Source organism: Georgenia sp. EYE_87 (assembly GCF_023148685.1).
Lineage (GTDB): Bacteria > Actinomycetota > Actinomycetes > Actinomycetales > Actinomycetaceae > Georgenia.
Genome location: NZ_JAHXNL010000006.1, coordinates 128720 through 148742 on the forward strand (window position 1 = coordinate 128720; position 20023 = coordinate 148742).

Here is a 20023-nt window from a genome sequence, read left to right on the forward strand (position 1 = left end):
TGGGGCCGGGTCGGTACCGCGCCCGGGTCCCGTCGGGCGCCGGCGCCGGCCTCCGTGCCGGTCGGCCGCTACGGGCGGCGCCCGACGTGCTCCAGCACCCGGGCCCCGGGCACCGGCCCGGTGACGGTGAGGATCTCGGCGGCGACGTCCGCACCGCGCATGACCCCCGCCACGCTGGCGGCGTGCGGGGCGTCGAGCGCGAGGGCGGCGACGGTGGGTCCCGAGCCCGAGACGACGACGCCCAGGGCTCCGGCGCGGTCCGCGGCGGCGAGGACGTCGCCCAGCTCCGGGCGGAGGGAGAGCGCCGCCTCCTGGAGGTCGTTGCGCAGCGACCGGGAGAGGACGAGCGGGTCCGCGCTCAGGAGCGCGGAGACGATGCCCTCGTCGAGACGGGGCGCGTCCCCCTCGGCCGCGGCGTCCCCGGCCGCGTCGGTCGGCCCGTGCGGTCCGGCGCGCCGCGCTGCGCCGTCGTCCACCCCGTCCCGGCCGACGGCGGAGCCGGCAGCCGCGACCGGAGCCGGTGCGTAGCCGTTCAGGTCGTCGAAGGCCCGGAAGACGGCGGGCGTGGACAGGCCCTCGGCCTGGACGGCGAGGACCCAGTGGTACTGGCCGCGGCTCATGACCGGGGCGAGCAGGTCCCCGCGCCCGGTGCCCATGGCGGACAGGCCGGTCAGCGCGAACGGCACGTCGGCGCCGAGCTCGGCGGCCAGCTCGCCGAGCTCCTCGCGGCCCAGGCCGGTCCCCCACAGCTGGTCGCACGCGAGGAGGGTGGCGGCGGCGTCGGCGGACCCGCCGGCCATGCCCCCGGCGACCGGCACCTGCTTGGTGAGGGTCAGGTGCACCCCGGCCTCGGTCCCGGACGTCTCGCGCAGCAGCTCGGCGGCGCGCACGGCGAGGTTGCGGCCGTCGGTGGGCAGGTCCGCGCCCCGCCCATGGATCTCGAGGGTGATCTCGTCGGCGGGCCGCGCGACGACGTCCTCGTACAGCGAGACCGCCTGGAAGAGCGTCGCCAGCGGGTGGTAGCCGTCCGGGCGGGGCGGGCCCACGCGTAGCGCGAGGTTGATCTTGCCCGGGGCCCGGACGTGGACGGCGCTCACGCGCCCAGCGTGCCAGACCTGGCGCCGGGCGCACCCGCTGACCCGGCGTGCTGGGCGATCCGGGCGAACTCTGCGATGCCCAGCCGCTCGCCCCGCAGGCTCGGGTCGATCCCGGCGGCCCGCAGCGCCGCCTCGGCGGCCGCCGGGGAGCCCGCCCAGCCGGCCAGCGCGGCCCGCAGCGTCTTGCGGCGCTGGGCGAAGGCGCTGTCGACGACGGCGAAGACCTCCTCGCGGGTCGCCGTCGTCTCCGGGGGCTCGCGGCGAGTGAGGCGCACCAGCGCGGAGTCCACGTTCGGCACCGGCCAGAAGACGCTCCGGGAGATCGTGCCGGCGCGGGCGGCGTCGGCGTACCAGGCGGCCTTCGCCGAGGGGACGCCGTAGGTGCGGGAGCCGGGCGGCGCGGCGATCCGGTCGGCCACCTCGGCCTGGACCATGACGAGGACCTCGCGCAGGCTGGGCAGGTTCTCGAGCAGCGTGAGCAGCACGGGCACGGCGACGTTGTACGGCAGGTTCGCCACCAGCTTGGTGGGGGCGGCGCCGGCCGCTCCCCCGGGCGACGGGAGGGCCTCCGGGCCGGTCACCGTCATGGCGTCGGCGCGCAGGACGGCCAGGCGGTCGGCGGCGTCGGGCATGCGGGTCGCGACCGTGCCCGGCAGGGCCGCCGCGAGCGCGGGATCGATCTCGACGGCCACGACGCGCGCCCCGGTCTCCAGCAGCGCGAGGGTGAGCGACCCCAGCCCGGGGCCGACCTCGAGGACGACGTCCCCGGGCCGGACGGCGGCCGACCGGACGATGCGGCGCACGGTGCCGGCGTCGTGCACGAAGTTCTGGCCGAGAGTCTTGGTCGGCCGCACGCCGAGAGTCTCGGAGAGCCGGCGCACGTCGGCCGGGCCGAGCAGGCCGGCGGGGCCGGGGGGTGCGGTGGGAGGCTCGGCGGTCACTGCGCGAGCCTATCGGCGCCGGACGACGACGGCGCCCCACCCGCGAACGGGTGGGGCGCCGTGGCTGCCGTGGGTCTCCGTCATCCGGATGCCCGAGCAAAAGCTCCGTCGTCCGGATGCCCGAGCAAGAGCTCCTGTGCCGAGCAAGACCGTCTGGAACGGCTTGCTCGGCACGGAACCACTTGCTCGAGCGGGACGCGAGGGCCCTGCGGCAACTTCTGCGTCAGAGGAGGCCCAGCTTGGCCGCGCAGGCGGGCCACTGACCCCAGCCGGACTGGGCCTGGAGCGCCTGGGCGCGCTGGGTCTGCTCGGCGGGCGAGGCCTGGGAGGGGAGGCCGCTGCCGCCCATCGCCTGCCAGGTGCTGATGGAGAACTGGTACAGGCCGTAGTACAGGCCGTTGGCGCTGACGGCGGTGGGGTTGCCGCCGGACTCGCACTGCGCGAGCTGCGCCCAGACGCCGCTGGTCGGGGCTCCGCCGCCGGAGGCGCTGGAGGACGGCGCGCTCCTGGAGGGCGTGGGGGCGGCGGCCGGGGCGGGCGCGGGCGCCGGCTCCGGCTCGGGGGCGGGGCGCTCCTTGGTGCCGACGGCGATGACGCGGTCCACCGGCTCGGTGGTCACCTCGTCGCTGCGCAGCGCGGAGGTGACCTCCTTGCCGCCCACCGTGATGGTGGCGAAGGTGCGGGTGCGCTCGCCGGCGCTGCCCTCCTCGACGACCTTCTTCTGGCCGACGTACAGCGAGTCGTCCTCGCGCTCGACGGTCGAGAACTCCACGGGCTCGGTCTCGGTCCGCTCGCCGGCGACCACACGGGTCACGGTCACCTGGACGGTGCCGTCGTCGGCGGAGCCGATCTCGACGCGGTCGGTGCGGGAGACCTCGACCCCGGCGGCCTCGAGGGCGTCGGCCACGTAGGCCTCCCCCTTCAGCTCGACCCGCTCGGTCTCGCCGTCCGCGACGACGTCGACGGACCCGTCGACCACCAGCGGCAGGCTCAGCGAGGTGCGGTCGAGGGACCGGGAGGCCGCGAGGGTGACCTCACGGCCGGACTGAAACATGCTGGTGACGAGGTCGCCCTGCGTCAGGGCGGTGGTCCAGACGACCTGGGGCTCGCCGTTGACGTCGACCGTGACCTGGCGCGCGGTGCGCACCACGACGTCGGCGCCGTCGCTCAGCGCGGCGTCCGGGCCGGGCGCCAGCAGATCGTGCTCGCCGAGCGAGATGTTCTGCTCCTCGAGGAGCCCCTCGACGGAGCCGGCGAAGGTGGAGAGCGTGTGGGTCTGACCGTTGATCTCGAGGTCGACGCTCTTGTGGGCGTGGGCCGCGACGGCGCCGCCGGCGACGAGCACGGGGGCGATTCCGAGGGCGATCAGGGGAAGGAGGCGGCGGCGCTTCTTGGCCGGGGCGGTCTCGACGCTGGTTGCGGAGTCCGCGGCGTGGGGGTCGGTGGTGGGCTGGAGGGAGTTCGGCGCGCTCACGTTGGATCCTTTGTCGCGCGGCCCGGGCACAGAGCGTGGCGGGCGTGACGTGATCTCGCTCGGCGAGAAACCGTCGTGCCCCTCCTGGGGGCACGGCCCGACGTCGGTCTGATCCGGCTGTCAGGTGCGGGCCATGGGCACCCGCTGCTGCAGTCCGGAAGACCGGACCTGGACGAATGTAATCGAATTGTTATCTGGACGTCCACGTGTCGTTCACCACAGAACGCCGCTCTGTGCCTCGTGCGGGGCGATCTCCGGCGGACCGGAGCGCCCGGCAGGCGGCTCCGGCGGCCGGAGATCAGTACCAGCCGACGCTCTGGGAGTGGCCCCAGGCGCCGCACGGGGTGCCGTAGCGCCCGGCGATGTAGTTGAGGCCCCAGGTGATCTGGGTGGCCGGGTTCGTCGCCCAGTCCGCGCCGGCGGAGGCCATCTTCGACCCGGGCAGCGCCTGCGGGATGCCGTACGCGCTGGACGTCGGGTTGTCCGCGGTCACGCTCCAGTTGGACTCTCTCGTCCAGAGGCTGTCCAGGCAGGAGAACTGGTCGGCCCCCCAGCCGCGGGCGGCGGCGAGCTCCCGGCCGATGGCGCGCGGGTCGCCCGAGTAGCTGGCGACGGGGGCGGCCGCCTGCTCCGCCGGGGCGGCCTCGACGGCCTTCTTGGTGCCGACGAGCACGACCTCGTCGACCTTGGTGCTGGAGACGACGGTCGCCACGAGCTCGCGGCTGACCTCCTCGCCGCCGGCGGTGACGACGCGGTAGGTCTCCGTGGTGACGCCGTCGACGCCCTCGGTCTCGACCTTGCGCTCTCCCTCGGGCAGGGAGTCGTCCTCCTTCTCGACGACGCCGTGCTCCTCGACGGTCTCCTCGGTGACGTGCTCGGAGCTCGCCCGCAGGACCTCGACGGTCTCCCCGGCCGGCACGGCGGCGTTGAGGCCGGCCGTCACGACGTCGTCCCCCCCGACGACGACCCCGGCCTCGGTCAGCGCCTCGCCGAGCGTGGCGGCGGTCGTGGTGATCTCCCGGGTCTCGCCGTCGACGACGAGGGTGAAACTGCGGGCGCCGTCGGCCTCGAGGGCCTGGCGCCCGGCGAGCTGGGAGCGGGAGGCGGCGTCGACGTCGCGCAGCGCGAGCGTGCCGGCCTCGACCGCGGCCAGGTCGGCGCCGTCGGTCACGCCGGGCTCGGCGGAGACCTGCGAGACGGTGAACGCGCCGGTGCCCAGGACGACGGCGCCCAGGACGCCGCCGCGCAGCGCCTTGACCGCGACGCCGGGGATCCCGAGCACGCCGGAGGCCTTCGAGGCCTGCTGCTCGCTCTCGGCGAGCCGAGCCGCGCGACGCGTGCCGGGCTGGGGGACGCCGGTGACGGGCGTCGTGTCGGTGACGGGCGTGGCGGCGCCACGCTCCGCGGTGTGTCGTGCCACGAAGTCTTGTCCTGTCTGGAGGGGAGACGGGCCGAGAGCGACCGTAACCGATTTGTTATCTGATGCAAAGTCGACCGATTCCCCTGTGGGCGTGCGATGCCGCACACAGGGGTCCCCGCAACACCCGCTCCCGGCGCCGAGCTCCGCCCGCGAGGCTCGGAATCCTCGCCCCCGGGCGGGCTACCAGGTGCCGTAGACCGCGTCGGTGTTGGCGGTGAGACGCTCGCAGGCCGCGCCCAGCTCGAGCCCGAGCTGCTCGGCGACGGTGCGCACCGTGATCGGCATGACGTACGAGGCGTTGGGGTGCCCCCGGTACGGCGCGGGCGTGAGGTACGGCGCGTCGGTCTCGACGAGGACCAGCTCCGGCGGGAGCGCGCGGAGGGCGGCACGGAGCGCGTCGTTGCTCCGGAACGTCACGGGGCCCGCGAAGGAGGCGTACCAGCCGTGCTCGGCGCAGGTGCGGGCGAGGTCGACGTCGCCGGAGAAGCAGTGGAAGACGACGCGGTCGGGGGCGCCGTCGGCGAGCAGCGTCTCGACGACCTCGGCATGGGCCTCGCGGTCGTGGATCTGCAGCGCCTTGCCGAGCTCCTTGGCCAGGGCGATGTGCTCGCGGAACGCGCGCACCTGGTGGGCGCGGCCCTCGTCGCCGGTGCGGAAGAAGTCCAGGCCGCTCTCCCCCACCGCCACCACGCGCTCGTCGCGAGCGAGCTCGGCGACCTGCGCGATCGCATCGTCGAGGGAGAGGCCGTGGTGCTCGCGCACGGCCGGGTCGAGACCGTCGGGTGCGATCTCGCGGACGCCGGTGTGCAGGGGTGCCTCGTTGGGGTGGATGGCCAGGGCGGCGGCGATCTCCGGGTGCGTGTGGGCGAGGGCCACCGACCCCGCGAGGGAGGGGACGTCGCAGCCCACGGTGAGGATGCGCCCGACCCCGGTGCGGGCGGCGCGGGCCACCTGCTGCGCCGTCGTCAGCGGCTCCTCTCCCGGCGGGAGGGCGACGTCGAACTCGTCGACGGGTGCGCCGTCGTCGTCCAGGACCGGCAGGTGCGCGTGGTTGTCGACCACCGGAGACGGCAGCGGGTCCGGCTCCTCGGGCCAGCCGCGGCGCTTCTTCTGCTGCTTCTTGCTCACGACGGTCTGGCTCACGCCGGCGCTCACGCCGTGGGCCGGCCGCGCAGCCGGGCGAGCTCGGACTCGACGATCTCGTCGTCGAGCTTGGTGAAGACCGGGGTGGGCTTCGCGACGGGGGTGCCGGGCACGACGGGGCGAGACTCCCAGGCCGCCATGTTCTCGCCGCGCCGGTAGTCGCCGGTGATGACCGGGTACGGGTCGCCGCCGTCGAGGTCCTCGACCTCGTCCAGCCGCGGCATGGGCGCGATGGCGCCGGCGCCGCCGAGGACGCGGTCGACGTCGTTGGCGGAGTGCGGCAGGAACGGGCTGAGCATGACGTTGAGGTCGGCGACGGCCTGGGCGAGCGTGTGCAGCACGGTCGCGAGGCGGGCGCGCTGCTCGGGCGCCTTGAGCTTGAACGGCTCCGTGCGGGTGACGTAGGTGTTCGCCTCCCCGACCAGGCGCATCGCCTCCGCGAGGGCGGCACGCTGGCGGTGGTGGCCGATGAGGTCGCCGACGGCGGTGAAGCCGGCGCGGATCTGGTCGAGCAGCTCGGTGTCGATCGCCTCGAGCTCGCCGGGGGCCGGGATCTCGCCGAAGTTCTTGGCGATCATCGTGGCGGTGCGGTTGACGAGGTTGCCCCAGCCGGCGACGAGCTCGCCGTTGGTCCGGCGGACGAACTCGGCCCAGGTGAAGTCGGCGTCCTGGGTCTCGGGGCCGGCGGCGGAGATGAAGTAGCGCAGCGCGTCGGGCTGGTAGCGCTCGAGGACGTCGCGGACGTAGATGACGACGCCGCGCGAGGAGGAGAACTGCTTGCCCTCCATCGTGAGGAACTCGCTGGAGACCACCTCGGTGGGCAGGTTCAGGGTGCCGTAGGTGCCCGGCGCCCCGCCGCGATCGCCCTCGCCGTTGTTGGCGAGCAGCTCGGCGGGCCAGATCTGGGAGTGGAAGACGATGTTGTCCTTGCCCATGAAGTAGTAGGACAGGGCCTCGGGGTCGTTCCACCACCGGCGCCACGCGTCCGGGTCGCCGGTGCGGCGGGCCCACTCGATGGAGGCGGAGAGGTAGCCGACGACGGCGTCGAACCACACGTACAGGCGCTTGGTGGGCTGGTCCTCCCAGCCGGGGACCGGGATGCCCCAGTCGATGTCCCGCGTCATCGCGCGGGGCTTGATCTCCTCGAGGATGTGCTGGGAGAACTTGATGACGTTGGGGCGCCACGTGCCGGAGGCGGCCCGGTCGTCGAGCCACTTCCCGAGCGCGTCCGCGAGCGCGGGCAGGTCGAGGAAGTAGTGCGTGGTCTCGACGAACTCCGGCGTCTCGCCGTTGATCTTGCTGCGCGGGTCGATGAGGTCCGTGGGGTCGAGCTGGTTGCCGCAGTTGTCGCACTGGTCGCCGCGCGCGTCCTGGTAGCCGCAGATGGGGCATGTGCCCTCGATGTAGCGGTCGGGCAGGGTGCGGCCCGTGGAGGGGCTGATCGCGGACTGGGTGACCTGCTCCACCATGTACCCGTTGTCCCGTACGGTGCGGAACATCTCCTGCACCACCGCGTAGTGGTTGCGGGTGGTGGTGCGGGTGAACAGGTCGTAGCTGAGGCCGAGGGCGACGAGGTCCTCGACGATGACGCGGTTGTTGCGGTCGGCGAACTCCTTGGCGCTGACCCCGGCGGCGTCGGCGGCGACGAGGATCGGCGTGCCGTGCTCGTCCGTGCCCGAGACCATCAGCACCTCGTGGCCGGCCATGCGCATGTAGCGGGAGAAGACGTCGGAGGGCACGCCGAAGCCGGCGACGTGACCGATGTGGCGCGGCCCGTTGGCGTAGGGCCAGGCCACGGCGGAGAGGATGCGCGTCATGGTGGCCAGCCTAGTTGGCGCGGCAGGACCCCCCGGCCGACGGCGGCCCCTCGTGCCGTCGTCGTCCGTGCCCGGCCCCGGGCCCGGTGTCGGCGGGCCGGGCTATCGTCGTTGCCCATGAGTCCGATCGGAGCGCACGTCGACCAGTCAGACCCCGTCGCGGAGGCGTTGGCCCGCGGGGCGGACCTCGCGCAGTTCTTCCTGGGCGACCCGCAGGGCTGGAAGGGGCCGGAGGTGCGCTACCCCGGCGGTGCGGAGGCGCTGCGAGGCGCCGCCGCGGAGGCCGGGATCACGCTGTACGTGCACTCGCCGTACGTGATCAACGTCGCGACGACGAACAACCGGATCCGCATCCCGAGCCGCAAGCTGCTCCAGCAGCACCTCAACCTGGCCGCAGAGGTGGGGGCGGCCGGGCTCGTGGTGCACGGTGGGCACGTCCTCAAGGACGACGACCCGGCCAAGGGCTTCGACAACTGGCGCAAGTGCATCGACGGCCTGGAGATGCCGGTGCCGTTGCTGATCGAGAACACCGCGGGCGGCAACCGAGCCATGGCCCGTGGGCTCGAGCGGCTCGAGCAGCTGTGGGGGGCGGTGCTCGAGGCGGACGGCGGCGACACGGTCGGGTTCTGCCTCGACACGTGCCACGCCTTCGCCGGCGGGGAGCCGCTGGCGGGCATCGTCGAGCGGGCGCGAGACATCACCGGCCGGATCGACCTGGTCCACGCCAACGACAGCCGGGACGCGTTCGACTCCGGCGCCGACCGGCACGCCAACCTCGGCCAGGGCAGCCTCGACGCCGGTGAGCTCGCCGACGTGGTGCGGGCCGCGGGGGCCCCGGTGGTCGTCGAGACGCCGGGTGGCGCCGCCGAGCAGGGCGCCGACATCGCCTGGCTGCGGGAGCGCCTGGCCTGATCAGCCGACCGGTCCCCACGAGAGCAGAGGCAGGACGGGCGGCTCCGCGCCCTGCTCCTGCGGCACGGGCGCGAACGGCGTGACGTCCTGCCGGCAGGTGGCACCGTCGCGCGCCTGCAGGTCCACGAGGTAGGTGGCGATCGCGAGGTTCGCACAGCTGCTCGGGACGAGGGTGGTGTGCCCGTACCCCTCCACGGTCATCACGCGCGCGTCCGGCCAGAGCTCCGCGAAGGGCGCCGTGGTCACGTACGGGGTGGCGGGGTCGAACCTCGTGCCGATCACCAGCACCGGCTCGTCCGCGGTCTGCTCCCAGGGGCCGGTGTAGGCGTCCTCGTCGGCGACCGGGACGAACGCGCACGGCAGGGTCGCCCACGCGCGCATCCGCCCGAAGTGCGGAGCCTCCCGGTCGGCCGCGTCGGCCTGGTCCGGGAAGCCGAGCGGCCCGACCGGGTCCTCGGTGTCCACGCAGACGCTGGCGAGCGACCCGCCGACCGACGGGTAGTCCTCGATCACGCCCAGGCGGCGCAGCAGGTCGCCGAGCATGCCCGGGTCCGGGCCGGCTCCCGCCGACTGCGCGGTCAGCGGCTGCGGTGCCAGTGACGCAAGGGTCACGGCGAGCGGGCCCCACGCCTGCGGTGCGTACATCGACAAAAGATGAGGGAGACGGCGTCGTCGTAGCCGAGCTCCGTCGTCGTCCCGTCCCCGATGTCGAACGTGGCGGGCTGGGTGCGCAGCCGGGTCAGGAGGCCCTCGACCACCTCCGCCGGGTCGCCGAGCGCGGCGAGAGCGCACCCGTTCGACCCCGCCTCCCGGCACAGCCGCAGGAACTCGCCGTAGGCCTGTGCCGCTGCGACGTGCTGCCCGAGGCGTCGCCCGAGCACCCGGTCGTCCCCCTCGCCGACCCACAGCCTCGGCAGCACGGTGCCGTCGAGCACCAGGGCGCGCACCCGGTCGGGGAAGAGCGCCGCGTAGGTGGCGCCGAGGAACGTGCCGTAGGAGTAGCCGAGGTAGGTGAGCTCCTCGTCGCCGACGGCCTCGCGGAGCAGGTCCAGGTCGCGGGCGACGTTGGCGGTGGACGCGGCGGCGATGCGGGTCCCGGAGAGCACGGTGCAGGAGATCCCGAGTGCGGCGGCCGAGGCGGTGAAGCGGGCCTCCTCGTCCTCGACCGGGAAAGCGGGAAGCGTCCGGATGAAGGCCTGCTCCTGCTCGGCGTCGCGGAAGCAGGTGGCGGGGTCCGACCGGCCGACCGCACGGGGGTCGAACCCGACGACGTCGAAGCGCGCCCGCACCGTCGGGTGCAGGAACTCGCCGCCGAGCATGTGAAGGACCTCCACCCCGGGCCCGCCGGGACCGCCGAAGTTGAGGAACAGGCTGCCCAGGCGCTGGTCGGGCGCGGTCGCCGGGAGGCGCGTCAGCGCGATGGTGGTGGTGCCGGCCGCCGGATCGTCATGGTCGGTGGGCACCTCCGCCGTCGCGCACTGAAACGCCTCGAGCCCCGCCCCGCAGCCCTCCCAGGCGAGGGCCGGGACACCGCGCTCGTCCCGAGGATCGACGTCACTGGGAGAGGCTCCTGCCGTGACCGCACCGATCACGAGCAGCAGTGCCGCGACGGTGACGACGGAGAGCCGTCGTCCCAGGTCCACGCCGACCTTGAGCATGTGTCCTGTCGTAGTCCCGGCCGCGGGTCGGGGTCAATGGGACGAGGACCCGATCTCCTCCGGACGCCGGACGAAGAACGCCGCGACGACTGCCAGGAGGGAGAGCACGGCGCCGCACAGGAAGGCTGTGCGGATGCCACCCGCCAGGGCGGCCTCCGGTGCCAGTCCGTCGGCGGTAAGTCCCGCCGCCCGCGTCACCATGACGACGACGAACAGGGCCGTGCCGGCAGCACCCGCGAGCTGCTGGACGGTGCCCACAAGGGCGCTGCCGTGCGAGTACAGCTCCGGCCGGACGGAGCCGAGCGAGGTGGTGAACAGCGGGGTGAACATCAGGCCCAGACCTGCGCTCAGGACGACGTGGACGCCGAGCACGAAGATCGACGGGGTGGTCTCGCCGAGGAGCGTCAGCGCCCACAGCGAGATGCTGACGAGCAGCGCACCGGGGACGACGAGCACCCGCGGCCCGCGACGGTCGTAGACACGCCCGACCACCGGACCGAGAAGCCCCATGAGCAGCCCGCCCGGCAGCAGGAGGAGGCCCGTGGCGAGGGGGTCCAGGCCCAGCACGTCCTGGGTGTAGATCGGCAGCAGGATGATCGTGCCGAACAGGGCCGCCATGAGGACGAACATCAGGGCGACGCCGATCGTGAACATCGGGGCGACGAAGGTTCGTAGATCGAGGAGCGCACGGTCGGACCGCTGCAGCGCGAGCTGACGGACCACGAAGGCGGCGAGCGCGATCATTCCCGTGGCCACCGGCATCCAGGGCGGGACCGTCGCGACTCCGTGCGCGGCGGAGCCCACGGCGCTCAGCCCGTAGATGAGCCCGCCGAACGCGACGGCCGAGAGCAGCACGGAGAGGACGTCGATCGAGCCGGGTCGGGTGGTGGAGACGTTCTGGACCCTGGCGGCGCCGAGACCGAGGGCGAACAGGGCGATCGGCAGCACCAGCCAGAACAGCCAGCGCCAGTCCAGCACGCTCAGGACGAGCCCGGAGAGGGTGGGGCCGAGGGCCGGCGCCACCGACATCACGATCGAGATGTTGCCCATCGTTCGCCCACGCAGGTGGGGCGGGACCAGGGTCATGATCGTCGTCATCAGGAGCGGCATCATGATCGCGGTGCCGCTGGCCTGGACGACCCGGCCGACGACGAGCGCGCCGAAGCTGGGCGAGAGCGCGCACAGCAGCGTGCCGAGGCTGAACAGGGTCATGGCGGCGAGGAACACCGGACGGGTGTTGAACCGCTGGAGCAGGAAGCCGGAGATCGGGATGACCACCGCCATCGTGAGCATGAACGCGGTGGTGAGCCACTGCGCCGAGCTCGCCGGGACACCGAGGCCGTCCATGATCCGAGGCAGCGCCACACCCATGACCGTCTCGTTGAGGATGACCACGAAGGAGGAGACGAGCAGCAGGGAGATGACCAGCCGGGCCGACGGCTCGAGCCGGTCCGTCTGGTCGGCGGCGCCCTGACGGGCAGGCGCGACGTCGCTCACGACCTCGGTGGCGAGGCGGTTGTCTGTCATGTGTCCTCCGGTCCGCGCACTGCGGACGGCTGGCTGGGTCCGGTGCTGGTTGTGCCGTCGGGTGTGCGCGACCACGGGTCGGCACGCGCGAGCCCTCGCCAGGTCAGCGGCGCAGGTTGCGACGTGGCGTGTGCGGCCCGGCCATTGTGGGCGCCGCGGCGGCCCGCGGTGAAGCGAATATTCCGTCGCCCGGCGTCGGGTCGTCTCTTGGGGTCCACGCGCGCGCCGGGAGAGAATGAGCGGAGAAGGTCCGCCCCCTCGGCGGGCCGGGATCCGGAGGTAGCCGTGAACCAGAACGTCGGACAGGGCGGACGTGCCCTCATCCTCGTGGACGTCCAGCCCACGTTCTGCGAAGGCGGCGCCCTGCCGTCCCCGGGGGCGAACGCCGTCTCCGAGCGGGTCGCGCGCTACACCGCGGAGCACCGTGACGAGTACGCCGCCGTGGTGACGACGCAGGACTGGCACATCGATCCGGGCGAGCACTTCTCCGACGAACCAGACTTCGTGGACACGTGGCCGCCGCACGGCGTCGCCGGGACGGCCGAGGCCGAGCTCCACCCCGCATTGGCGGGCCTGACGTTCGACGCCTCGGTCAAGAAGGGCCAGTACGCCGCCGCGTACTCCGGGTTCGAAGGCACGGACGAGCAGGGCCGCACGCTTGCGCAGATCCTCCGCGACGCCGACATCACCTCGGTGGACGTCGTCGGGCTCGTGGAGTCGCACTGCGTCAAGGAGACGGCGCTGGACGCGAAGAAGCTAGGTCTGCATACGCGCGTTCTCACCGATCTCACCGTCCCGGTCAGCCCCGAGCTCGGCGCCCTCGCACGCCAGCAGATGGCTGCCGCCGGCGTCGCACTCGAGGAGTCGGGGCTCGCCTCCGAGTCCTGATCGTTGCTCCTGATTCCGCGGTCCACGCGCGTCCTCCACCGCCTCCCGTGTCAGTTCGTTCAACGTCAGAAGGGTGGTTCGGGGTCTGCCTCCCACCCCTCGCGAGGCAGGGTGGTGACGCGCCCGTCGGGCGTGCGGCGGTAGCGGTGGCCGCTGGGCGTGGTCCAGACGAATTCCCCGGGCGCGGGTTGCTCCACCGTGAAGGCACCGCACGACTTCAACGGGTGGTCCCGCTCGCAGAGCGGCCCGAGGTTCCACTCGGCGGTGGGCCCGCCGTTGGCCCAGCTCACCGTGTGGTCGAGCTGGCAGGACGTGGCCGGGACGGAGCAGCCCGGGGCGACGCAGGTGCCGTCACGCTCACGGACCAGACGGGCCAGGTCAGCGGGTGGACGGTAGGTGGTGCGCCCGACGTCCAGGACGGTCCCTGAGAACGGATCGAGCACGACCCGCCGCCAGGTTCCGCCCGCCGCGAGAGCGCGGGCGACCTCCGGGGTGATCGCCCCGACGCCGTCCATCATGGCCACCGGCCCGTCGGGCTCGTCCCCGTAGGTGTCCATGGGGCTCGGCGCCCGCCCGGGGGGCTCCGCACCCGGTCCGCCTCCCGCCCGGGTCGGCTCCGAGCCGGCTCCTGGGGCTTCCTCGCCGACGGTGCGAGTTTCGGTGCCGGCGCCCGCGAGAGCCCTCACGCCGGTGGAGGCACCGCAGCAGGTCGTCCTCAACCCGGTGTGGTCGAGCTCGGGTGGCAGGGCCACCGACAGTGGCACGGTCACCGTGATCTTGATCCGGTCGGACAGGTCGAACACACCGGTCGGGCCCGAGGGTCCCGAGGCAGGGCCGATCCGTCCGGCGGCCAGGGCTGCTGCGGACATGGCAACCAATGCGTCCGCGCGCAGCTGGTCCGTTGACCGGGAGTCGCCGGCCGCACGTGCCCCGACCGCGGCGGCCTGCAGCGCAGCGTCGACGACGACCAGCTCGTGAGCGGGGGCCACCACCCTGAGCGAGGCCATTCCGTCCAGCCCGGGCTCCAGGTGCGTCACGTGCCGCTCCCTCGCCGCCCGCTGCCCTCGATCATGGGCGTCCTCGGGGCCGGACTGGACCAGCGCCTTGTTGATGTCACGCTGGAGCTGGGGATGCGTCCGGCGACCGGCCTCCGGCAGCACCGCCGCCTGCACGCCCCAGGCGACCGGGCCCGCCCGGCCGGAGAGCGCGGAGACGATGATGCCGGCCTTGCGCGCGTCGATCTCCCCGCGCGCGAGCGCCTCTCCCGTCTCGGCCAGCACTCCGGTGAAGGCCTCGCCAAGGTCCACAACCTTGCGTGCCTCGCCCCGCGTCATGCCCAGCCGCATTGCCAGCTCGTCCGCTGCGAAGTCGAGCTCGCGCACCGCCCGCCGCGTCGGCAGCTGCCCGTGCATGGAGTCCCGACCTGCCAGCGCTGCAGCAGCCCGGGCCGCCGCGGCCGCCGCTGCAGCTTCGACCCGCTTGAACGCCGCGACGACCTCCACGGCCGCGTAGTCGTCGACCTCGTCCGGTTCCACGGCCAGCAGCAGGTCGAACAGCTCCCCGTCCGGTGCAGCCTCCGCGAGCAGCCCGGCAGTCTCCTCCTCGCGGCTCAGCGCCGCTCCCACCGGGCTCTCCTGAGATACCGCAGGACGTCGGTGCCGGGTACAGCCCGCACCCAGATGGCACCGCAGGCATCGCTCGGGCGGTGGGCCTGCGTCAGCCTCGTGCCCGCCCGGATCGAGGCCACCAGCATCGGGTCTACCGACATCTTCGTCCATGTGTTCGAACGTAGTGCTCGGCACCGACATCAACTCTCGGCCCGACCCTGCCTGTGGACGAGCGCGCGCCGCGCGCGCCTGTGGAACGGGCCGAACGACCTCAGCGCAATCAACCCTGGCCCGGCCGGGCGCAGCCCAGCCACTGCTCCGGCCAGACGCCTATAGGGTCGTACGGCTCGCTCGCCAGGCCGGGTCAGCGCCGCGCTTCCAGAAGCGGCTCCGTACGGCTCGCTCGCCAGGCCGGGTCAGCGCCGCGCCTCCAGAGCGGCCTCGTACAGCTCGCGCTTGCCCAGCCCGGTCTCCTGGGCCACGGTCGCTGCCGCGTCCTTGAGGCGAGCCCCGGCGTCGCTGAGCGCCAGGACACGTCCTACGTGGTCGGCCACCTCGGGGACAGACGGCTCCGCGCCCGCCACGACGACGGTGATCTCCCCCTTGACACCGTTCTCCGCCCAGGTGGCGAGGCGGGCCAACGGCTCCCGGCGGACCTCCTCGTAGGTCTTCGTCAGCTCCCGGCACACGGCGGCCGGCCGGTCGGCGCCGAAGATCGCGGCCATGTCCGCGAGCGTGCCGGCGAGGCGGTGCGGGGACTCGAAGAAGACCATCGTCCGCGGCTCGGCGGCGAGTGCCCGCAGGGCCCGGGCCCTGTCCCCCGCCTTACGCGGCACGAACCCTTCGAAGCAGAACCGGTCTGTCGCCAGCCCCGAGATGGCGAGCGCCGTCAGCACGGCCGACGGCCCGGGTGCGACGCGCACGCGCACACCGGCCTCGGCCGCCACCTTCACGAGCCGGTAACCCGGGTCGGAGACGGACGGCATGCCGGCGTCGGAGACGACGAGCACGCGCGAGCCCGCCTGCGCCGCACGGACGAGCTCCGGGGCCCGCTGGTTCTCGTTGTGCTCCTGGTAGCTCACCACCCGCCCCGTCACCTGGACGCCGAGGCGACCCGCGAGCGCACGCAGCCGTCGCGTGTCCTCCGCGGCGACGATGTCGGCCTCCGACAGTGCCCGCCGGAGCCGGGGCGGCGCATCCGCCGCATCGCCGATGGGAGTCGCAGCCAGCAGGATGACGCCGGGTTCCATGGCGGGCGCACGCCCCTGCTCCAGGACCGGCGCACGGCCCGGCTCCATGGCGGGCGTCCCGCCCTGCTCCATGGCGGGCGTCCCGTCCTGCTCCATGGCGGACGCCTCCCCCGGCTCGAGGGCGAACGGCTCGCGCGCGGCCACGTCGGGGGTCGCCGCGGCGGGGTCGGGGACAGCGGCTTCACTCACGCTCCCAGTCTCCCCCATCCCCCTACACTCGCCGGGTGACCACGCCTGACCGGACGCCCCACCTGGGCGGCACCACCGAGTCGGACGAGTCACCGCGCGGTGCACCCAGCCCCGATCCGGCGCACCGCCCCGGCGAGGCGCACCGCCCCGGCGAGGCTGACCGGGTCGGCGACGCGCCCCGCGCCGGCGACGCGCCCACCCCCGACGTGCACAGCCTCAGTGACCCGCAGACCCAGGGCCCGCAGACCCAGGGCCCGGCGGCGCCCGGCCACGGCGAGCCGGCCCGACAGCACCCCACCACCACCGGGCCGGCGCCGATCCGCTCGCCCCACGAGGGGGAGCACCTCACCGACGACGACCGTCAGCGGCTCGCTCGCACGGTCATGCGCCGCGGCTTCCGCGAGCGCCGCTCGGGGACCGCGGAGCCCGGCGTCGCCACGCGCCCCAGGTCCGCCGTCGAGATCGAGGACGACCTCCGCGGGCGGCTGGGTCTCGGGGCCCTGGGCGACCGGCTCGACCCCACCGCGCGCCTGTGGGGGTGGCTCGGCCCGCTCGTGGTCACGGCGCTGGCCGCGGTGATGCGTCTCGTCAACCTCAACCATCCCTCGCGCCTGATCTTCGACGAGACGTACTACGTCAAGCAGGCGTACTCGATGCTGACCCTCGGCTACGAGGGCGACTGGCCCGCCGACGACGCCAACGACCGCTTCGTCCGCGGAGACTTCTCCGACCTGTCCACGACGGCGGACTACGTCGTCCACCCCTCCGTCGGGAAGTGGATGATCGCCGTCGGCCTGCGGCTCTTCGGGGCCGACAACGGGGCGGGGTGGCGTTTCGGGGCGGCGGTCGTCGGCACGATCTCGGTGCTGCTCCTCGCCCGCATCGCCACCCGGATGTTCGGCTCGGCGCTGCTGGGGACGGTCGCGGGGCTGCTGCTGGCGGTCGACGGGATGCACCTCACCGAGTCGCGCACCTCGCTGCTCGACATCTTCCTCATGTTCTGGGTGCTCGTAGGCCTCTGGTTCGTCCTGCGGGACCGCGAGTGCACCCGCGCGCTCCTCGCCCGGCGCAGCGCGGCGCTGCTCGCCGCCGAGGACGAGCGGTCCGGCGGCCGGGCGGCACTGCCGGAGAGGTTCGCCCCGCGGGTGGGGCCGCGGTGGTGGCTCGTGGGGGCCGGCGTTGCCCTCGGCCTGGCGTGCGGGGTCAAGTGGTCCGGCATCTACGCCGTCGCCGTCCTCGGCGTCATGGTCTTCGTCTGGGACACGTGCGCCCGCCGGGCCGTCGGCGCCCGCTCCTGGCTGGCCGGGGGTGTGCTGCGCGGCGGCGTCCCGGCCTTCCTCGCCCTCGTCCCGACGGCGGCGCTGACGTACGTGGGGACGTGGCTCTCCTGGTTCACGCACGCCGGCGCCTACCGCCGGCAGTGGGCCGTAGACCTGCGGGCGCGCGGCGAGCCGGTGCCCCGCTCGTGGCTCCCGGACACGGTCAACTCCTGGTGGGAGTACCACCTGGTGATGTGGGACTTCCACAACAACCTCAGCCCCGAGCACGCCTACGCCGCCCACCCCGCCGGCTGGCTGATCCAGTGGCGGCCGACCTCGTTCTACTGGCCCGACCCCGCCCCGCCGCCCGAGGCCTGCGGCGCCGAGCGGTGCGTGCAGGCGATCACCTCGCTCGGCAACCCCGTGCTGTGGTGGCTCGGCGCGGTCGCGCTGGTGGCCCTGGTCTACACGGCCGTGCGGCGCCGGGACTGGCGCGCCTGGGCGATCCTCTCCGGCTACGCGGCCATGTACCTGCCGTGGTTCGCCTACGCCCACCGCACGATCTTCACGTTCTACGCGGTGGCGTTCGTGCCCTTCGTGGTGCTCTGCCTGACCTTCGCGCTCGCCTGGGTCACCGGCCTGCTCCGCCCGCCGCACCGCGAGCCTGCCGTGGCCGGGACGACGGCGGAGCTGGCCCCGACGCCCGGCGCGCCCGCTGCCGCGTGGCCGGGGCCGGGGCAGGGGCCGGGGCAGGGGCCGACGCCGCGGCCGTCGCCCCTCGCCCTGCTCCTCACCGACGACGGCTCGGTCCGGCTGACCGCCCGCTCCTGGGCGGTCCTGGGCGTCGTCGTCGGCCTGGTGGTGGCCGCCGCGGTCTTCTGGTGGCCGATCTGGACCGGCGCGACGGTCTCCTACGACTTCTGGCGCTGGCACATGTGGCTGCCGAGCTGGATCTGAGCGCGACCCCGTTAGGTTGGGGACCGTGCCCGAGGACTTCCTGGTCGCGCGCAACCCCGAGGAGGGCACGACCCTGCCCTACCTGCTCCGGATCCCGCTCGGCGCGAACGGCATCGTGCTGAAGGCCCGCGAGAAGTGGCCGCGCACCAGCAAGGTGTACTGCCACCGTGCCGTGGGCTGGCCCGCCGACCCGGAGATCCTCGAGGCCGTCCCCGTGCGCTCCTGCGTACGCCGGGGCGCCGCGATCGATCTCGTGCTCGACCGGGGCCGGGAGAACCGCTCGCAGTTCGTGCTCACCCGGGTGCGCGGCGGGCGCGAGGCGATCTTCTGGCAGACCGCACGCACCGCCAGGCAGGCCCGGCCGCGAGTCTCCGTGCCGACGGCCCGCGCCTCCGGCGTCGCCGAGCTGGCCATCCTGGTCGACAGCCGTGAGCGTTACGCCTGGAAGTTCAGCCAGCAGCAGGCGAGCACGACCAGGCGGGCGCTGCCGGCAGGCGACTACGCCGTCGAGCGGGACGGCGCTGTCGTGGCGGCGGTCGAGCGCAAGAGCCTCGCCGATCTCGTCGCCACCCTCACCTCCGGGCGCATGCGGTACCTCCTGGCGGAGCTGGCCGAGCTGCCCCGTGCCGCCGTCGTCGTCGAGGACCGCTACTCCCGGGTGTTCGCGCTCGAGCACGTCCGGCCCGCCGTCGTCGCGGACGCCCTGGCCGAGTGCCAGGCACGGTTCCCGCAGGTGCCGATCATCTTCTGCGAGACCCGGGCCCTGGCGCAGGAGTGGACCTACCGCTTCCTCGCCGCAGCTCTGCGGGAGGTCGGCGACGAGGCCGGCGGGGACCTGCGCATGGCGGAGCTGGCGCCGGCCACGGCGCCGTCCTCGGCGGAGATCCGCACCTGGGCCCGGGCGAACGGGCATGCCGTCTCCGACCGGGGCAGGATCCCGGCGGCCGTGCTGGCCGCCTTCGACCGCCGGAACACGTGAGGAGCGGGATCCGCGACCGGCACCTGCGAGGATGGCGTCCCGACCCCGAGGAGCATCTGTGAGCCGTACCGTCCGCCGTGCCCGTGTCCTGATCACCGGCGCCACCCGTGGCATGGGCCGCCTCTTCGCCGAGCGCGCCGCCGACGAGGGAGCCGACCAGCTGATCCTGTGGGGCCGGGACGCCGACGCCCTCGCGCGCGCGTCGGAGGAGCTCGCCCGCCCGGGCCTGCGGATCCGCACCGACGTGGTGGACCTGACCGAGCCGACCCAGGTCGACGACGCGGCCGCCAGCCTCCTCGCCGACGGCGTCGTGCCCGACGTGCTCGTCAACAACGCGGGCGTGATCACCGGAAACGCCTACTTCTGGGAGCTCACGCCCGAGGACACCGTCCGCACGCTGCGGGTCAACACCCTCGCCCCCATGCGCCTGGTCGGCCACCTCCTGCCGGCGATGATCGCCGACGGCGGACGGGCCAAGCGGGTCCTCAACGTCGCCTCGGCGGCCGGGATCGTGCCGAACCCGCGCATGTCGGTGTACGCGGCGTCGAAGGCGGCGCTGCTGAGCTGGTCCGACACGCTCCGCCTCGAGCTGGCCCAGGCGGGGCACGACCACGTGGCGGTCACGACGTTCAGCCCGTCCTACGTGGCGACGGAGATGTTCACCGGCACCAGGGCGGTGGCGCTGACGCCGGTGCTCACCCCGGAGCGCGCCGTGGACCAGGCGTGGCGGGCCATGCTCGCCGGGCGGGCGCACATCATCACCCCGCCCACGGTCCTCGTCGCCCGGGCGGCGCGGGGGCTGCTGCCGTCGCGCGCCTGGGACGCGATGGCCTCAGCGTTCGGCGTCCACCGCTCGATGGAGACGTTCGACGGCCGCGAGAGCTGAGCTTCGGCGGCCCGCCGTC

The 20023-nt window shown here is 73.9% G+C and carries 16 protein-coding genes; 5 read left to right on the top strand and 11 right to left on the bottom strand.

Annotation, left to right across the window (positions count from 1 at the left end; translation table 11 throughout):
- Window positions 1-68 precede the first annotated feature (68 nt).
- From ispE to metG, 6 genes are all read right to left on the bottom strand, one after another.
- Window positions 69-1097 carry a 4-(cytidine 5'-diphospho)-2-C-methyl-D-erythritol kinase gene (ispE, locus tag KZX45_RS10770; RefSeq protein WP_248257730.1) on the bottom strand — a complete coding sequence of 343 codons (1029 nt, stop codon included), beginning with the start codon at window positions 1095-1097 and terminating at the stop codon, window positions 69-71.
- Window positions 1094-2038, bottom strand: coding sequence for a 16S rRNA (adenine(1518)-N(6)/adenine(1519)-N(6))-dimethyltransferase RsmA (gene rsmA / locus KZX45_RS10775; RefSeq protein ID WP_248257731.1), 945 nt, complete (start codon window positions 2036-2038; stop codon window positions 1094-1096). The genes ispE and rsmA overlap by 4 nt, the downstream gene beginning before the upstream one ends.
- A gap of 223 nt (window positions 2039-2261) precedes the next feature.
- Entirely contained in the window at window positions 2262-3512 is a 1251-nt protein-coding gene (locus KZX45_RS10780) for a resuscitation-promoting factor (protein WP_248257732.1), read from the bottom strand.
- 298 nt (window positions 3513-3810) lie between these two features.
- The gene (locus KZX45_RS10785) at window positions 3811-4932 is read right to left on the bottom strand and encodes a G5 domain-containing protein (protein WP_308221729.1); all 1122 of its coding nucleotides are present in this window, start codon (window positions 4930-4932) and stop codon (window positions 3811-3813) included.
- A 180-nt stretch (window positions 4933-5112) separates the two neighbouring features.
- Window positions 5113-6075 (bottom strand): TatD family hydrolase, encoded by a 963-nt coding sequence (locus KZX45_RS10795; RefSeq protein ID WP_248257733.1) that lies wholly within the window; start codon window positions 6073-6075, stop codon window positions 5113-5115.
- Window positions 6076-6083: 8 nt separating this feature from the next.
- The gene (gene metG / locus KZX45_RS10800) at window positions 6084-7892 is read right to left on the bottom strand and encodes a methionine--tRNA ligase (RefSeq protein WP_248257734.1); all 1809 of its coding nucleotides are present in this window, start codon (window positions 7890-7892) and stop codon (window positions 6084-6086) included.
- Window positions 7893-8009: 117 nt separating this feature from the next.
- On the opposite strand from metG, the gene KZX45_RS10805 reads away from it, so the two are divergent.
- A complete protein-coding gene (locus KZX45_RS10805) occupies window positions 8010-8804 on the top strand; it encodes a deoxyribonuclease IV (protein ID WP_248257735.1) in 795 nt (264 codons plus the stop codon).
- Here KZX45_RS10805 and KZX45_RS10810 read toward each other — a convergent pair whose 3' ends face one another.
- Genes KZX45_RS10810 through KZX45_RS10820 form a run of 3 tightly spaced genes read right to left on the bottom strand, consistent with a single transcriptional unit; the run spans window position 8805 to window position 11989 of the window.
- A complete protein-coding gene (locus KZX45_RS10810) occupies window positions 8805-9449 on the bottom strand; it encodes an alpha/beta hydrolase (protein ID WP_248257736.1) in 645 nt (214 codons plus the stop codon).
- Complete coding sequence (locus KZX45_RS10815) at window positions 9413-10462, bottom strand: alpha/beta fold hydrolase (protein ID WP_248257737.1); 1050 nt, start codon at window positions 10460-10462, stop codon at window positions 9413-9415. The genes KZX45_RS10810 and KZX45_RS10815 overlap by 37 nt, the downstream gene beginning before the upstream one ends.
- A 33-nt stretch (window positions 10463-10495) precedes the next feature.
- Window positions 10496-11989, bottom strand: coding sequence for a DHA2 family efflux MFS transporter permease subunit (locus tag KZX45_RS10820; RefSeq protein ID WP_248257738.1), 1494 nt, complete (start codon window positions 11987-11989; stop codon window positions 10496-10498).
- A gap of 285 nt (window positions 11990-12274) precedes the next feature.
- On the opposite strand from KZX45_RS10820, the gene KZX45_RS10825 reads away from it, so the two are divergent.
- Entirely contained in the window at window positions 12275-12877 is a 603-nt protein-coding gene (locus tag KZX45_RS10825) for an isochorismatase family protein (protein WP_248257739.1), read from the top strand.
- A 65-nt stretch (window positions 12878-12942) separates the two neighbouring features.
- Here KZX45_RS10825 and KZX45_RS10830 read toward each other — a convergent pair whose 3' ends face one another.
- Together KZX45_RS10830 and rsmI are read right to left on the bottom strand one after the other, a co-directional pair.
- Window positions 12943-14502 (bottom strand): HNH endonuclease signature motif containing protein, encoded by a 1560-nt coding sequence (locus tag KZX45_RS10830; RefSeq protein WP_248257740.1) that lies wholly within the window; start codon window positions 14500-14502, stop codon window positions 12943-12945.
- 398 nt (window positions 14503-14900) lie between these two features.
- Complete coding sequence (gene rsmI, locus KZX45_RS10835; RefSeq protein ID WP_248257829.1) at window positions 14901-15734, bottom strand: 16S rRNA (cytidine(1402)-2'-O)-methyltransferase; 834 nt, start codon at window positions 15732-15734, stop codon at window positions 14901-14903.
- Window positions 15735-15958: 224 nt separating this feature from the next.
- Between rsmI and KZX45_RS10840 the strand changes: the two genes are divergently transcribed.
- Genes KZX45_RS10840 through KZX45_RS10850 form a run of 3 tightly spaced genes read left to right on the top strand, consistent with a single transcriptional unit; the run spans window position 15959 to window position 20004 of the window.
- Window positions 15959-18139, top strand: a complete 2181-nt coding sequence (locus KZX45_RS10840; RefSeq protein WP_248257741.1) for a phospholipid carrier-dependent glycosyltransferase — start codon at window positions 15959-15961, stop codon at window positions 18137-18139.
- Window positions 18140-18164: 25 nt separating this feature from the next.
- Window positions 18165-19118: a histone-like nucleoid-structuring protein Lsr2 gene (locus tag KZX45_RS10845; protein ID WP_248257742.1), complete on the top strand. Its 954-nt coding sequence runs from the start codon at window positions 18165-18167 to the stop codon at window positions 19116-19118.
- Between the two features lie 58 nt (window positions 19119-19176).
- The gene (locus tag KZX45_RS10850; protein ID WP_248257743.1) at window positions 19177-20004 is read left to right on the top strand and encodes an SDR family oxidoreductase; all 828 of its coding nucleotides are present in this window, start codon (window positions 19177-19179) and stop codon (window positions 20002-20004) included.
- Window positions 20005-20023 lie beyond the last annotated feature (19 nt).

Excerpts from the sequence above, each read along its gene's own strand:
- KZX45_RS10815 (WP_248257737.1), bottom strand. The coding sequence starts at position 10,462 with ATGCTCAAGGTCGGCGTGGACCTGGGACGACGGCTCTCCGTCGTCACC.
- KZX45_RS10805 (WP_248257735.1), top strand. The coding sequence starts at position 8,010 with ATGAGTCCGATCGGAGCGCACGTCGACCAGTCAGACCCCGTCGCGGAG.
- KZX45_RS10810 (WP_248257736.1), bottom strand. The coding sequence starts at position 9,449 with ATGTACGCACCGCAGGCGTGGGGCCCGCTCGCCGTGACCCTTGCGTCA.
- KZX45_RS10820 (WP_248257738.1), bottom strand. The coding sequence starts at position 11,989 with ATGACAGACAACCGCCTCGCCACCGAGGTCGTGAGCGACGTCGCGCCT.
- rsmI (WP_248257829.1), bottom strand. The coding sequence starts at position 15,734 with ATGGAACCCGGCGTCATCCTGCTGGCTGCGACTCCCATCGGCGATGCG.
- metG (WP_248257734.1), bottom strand. The coding sequence starts at position 7,892 with ATGACGCGCATCCTCTCCGCCGTGGCCTGGCCCTACGCCAACGGGCCG.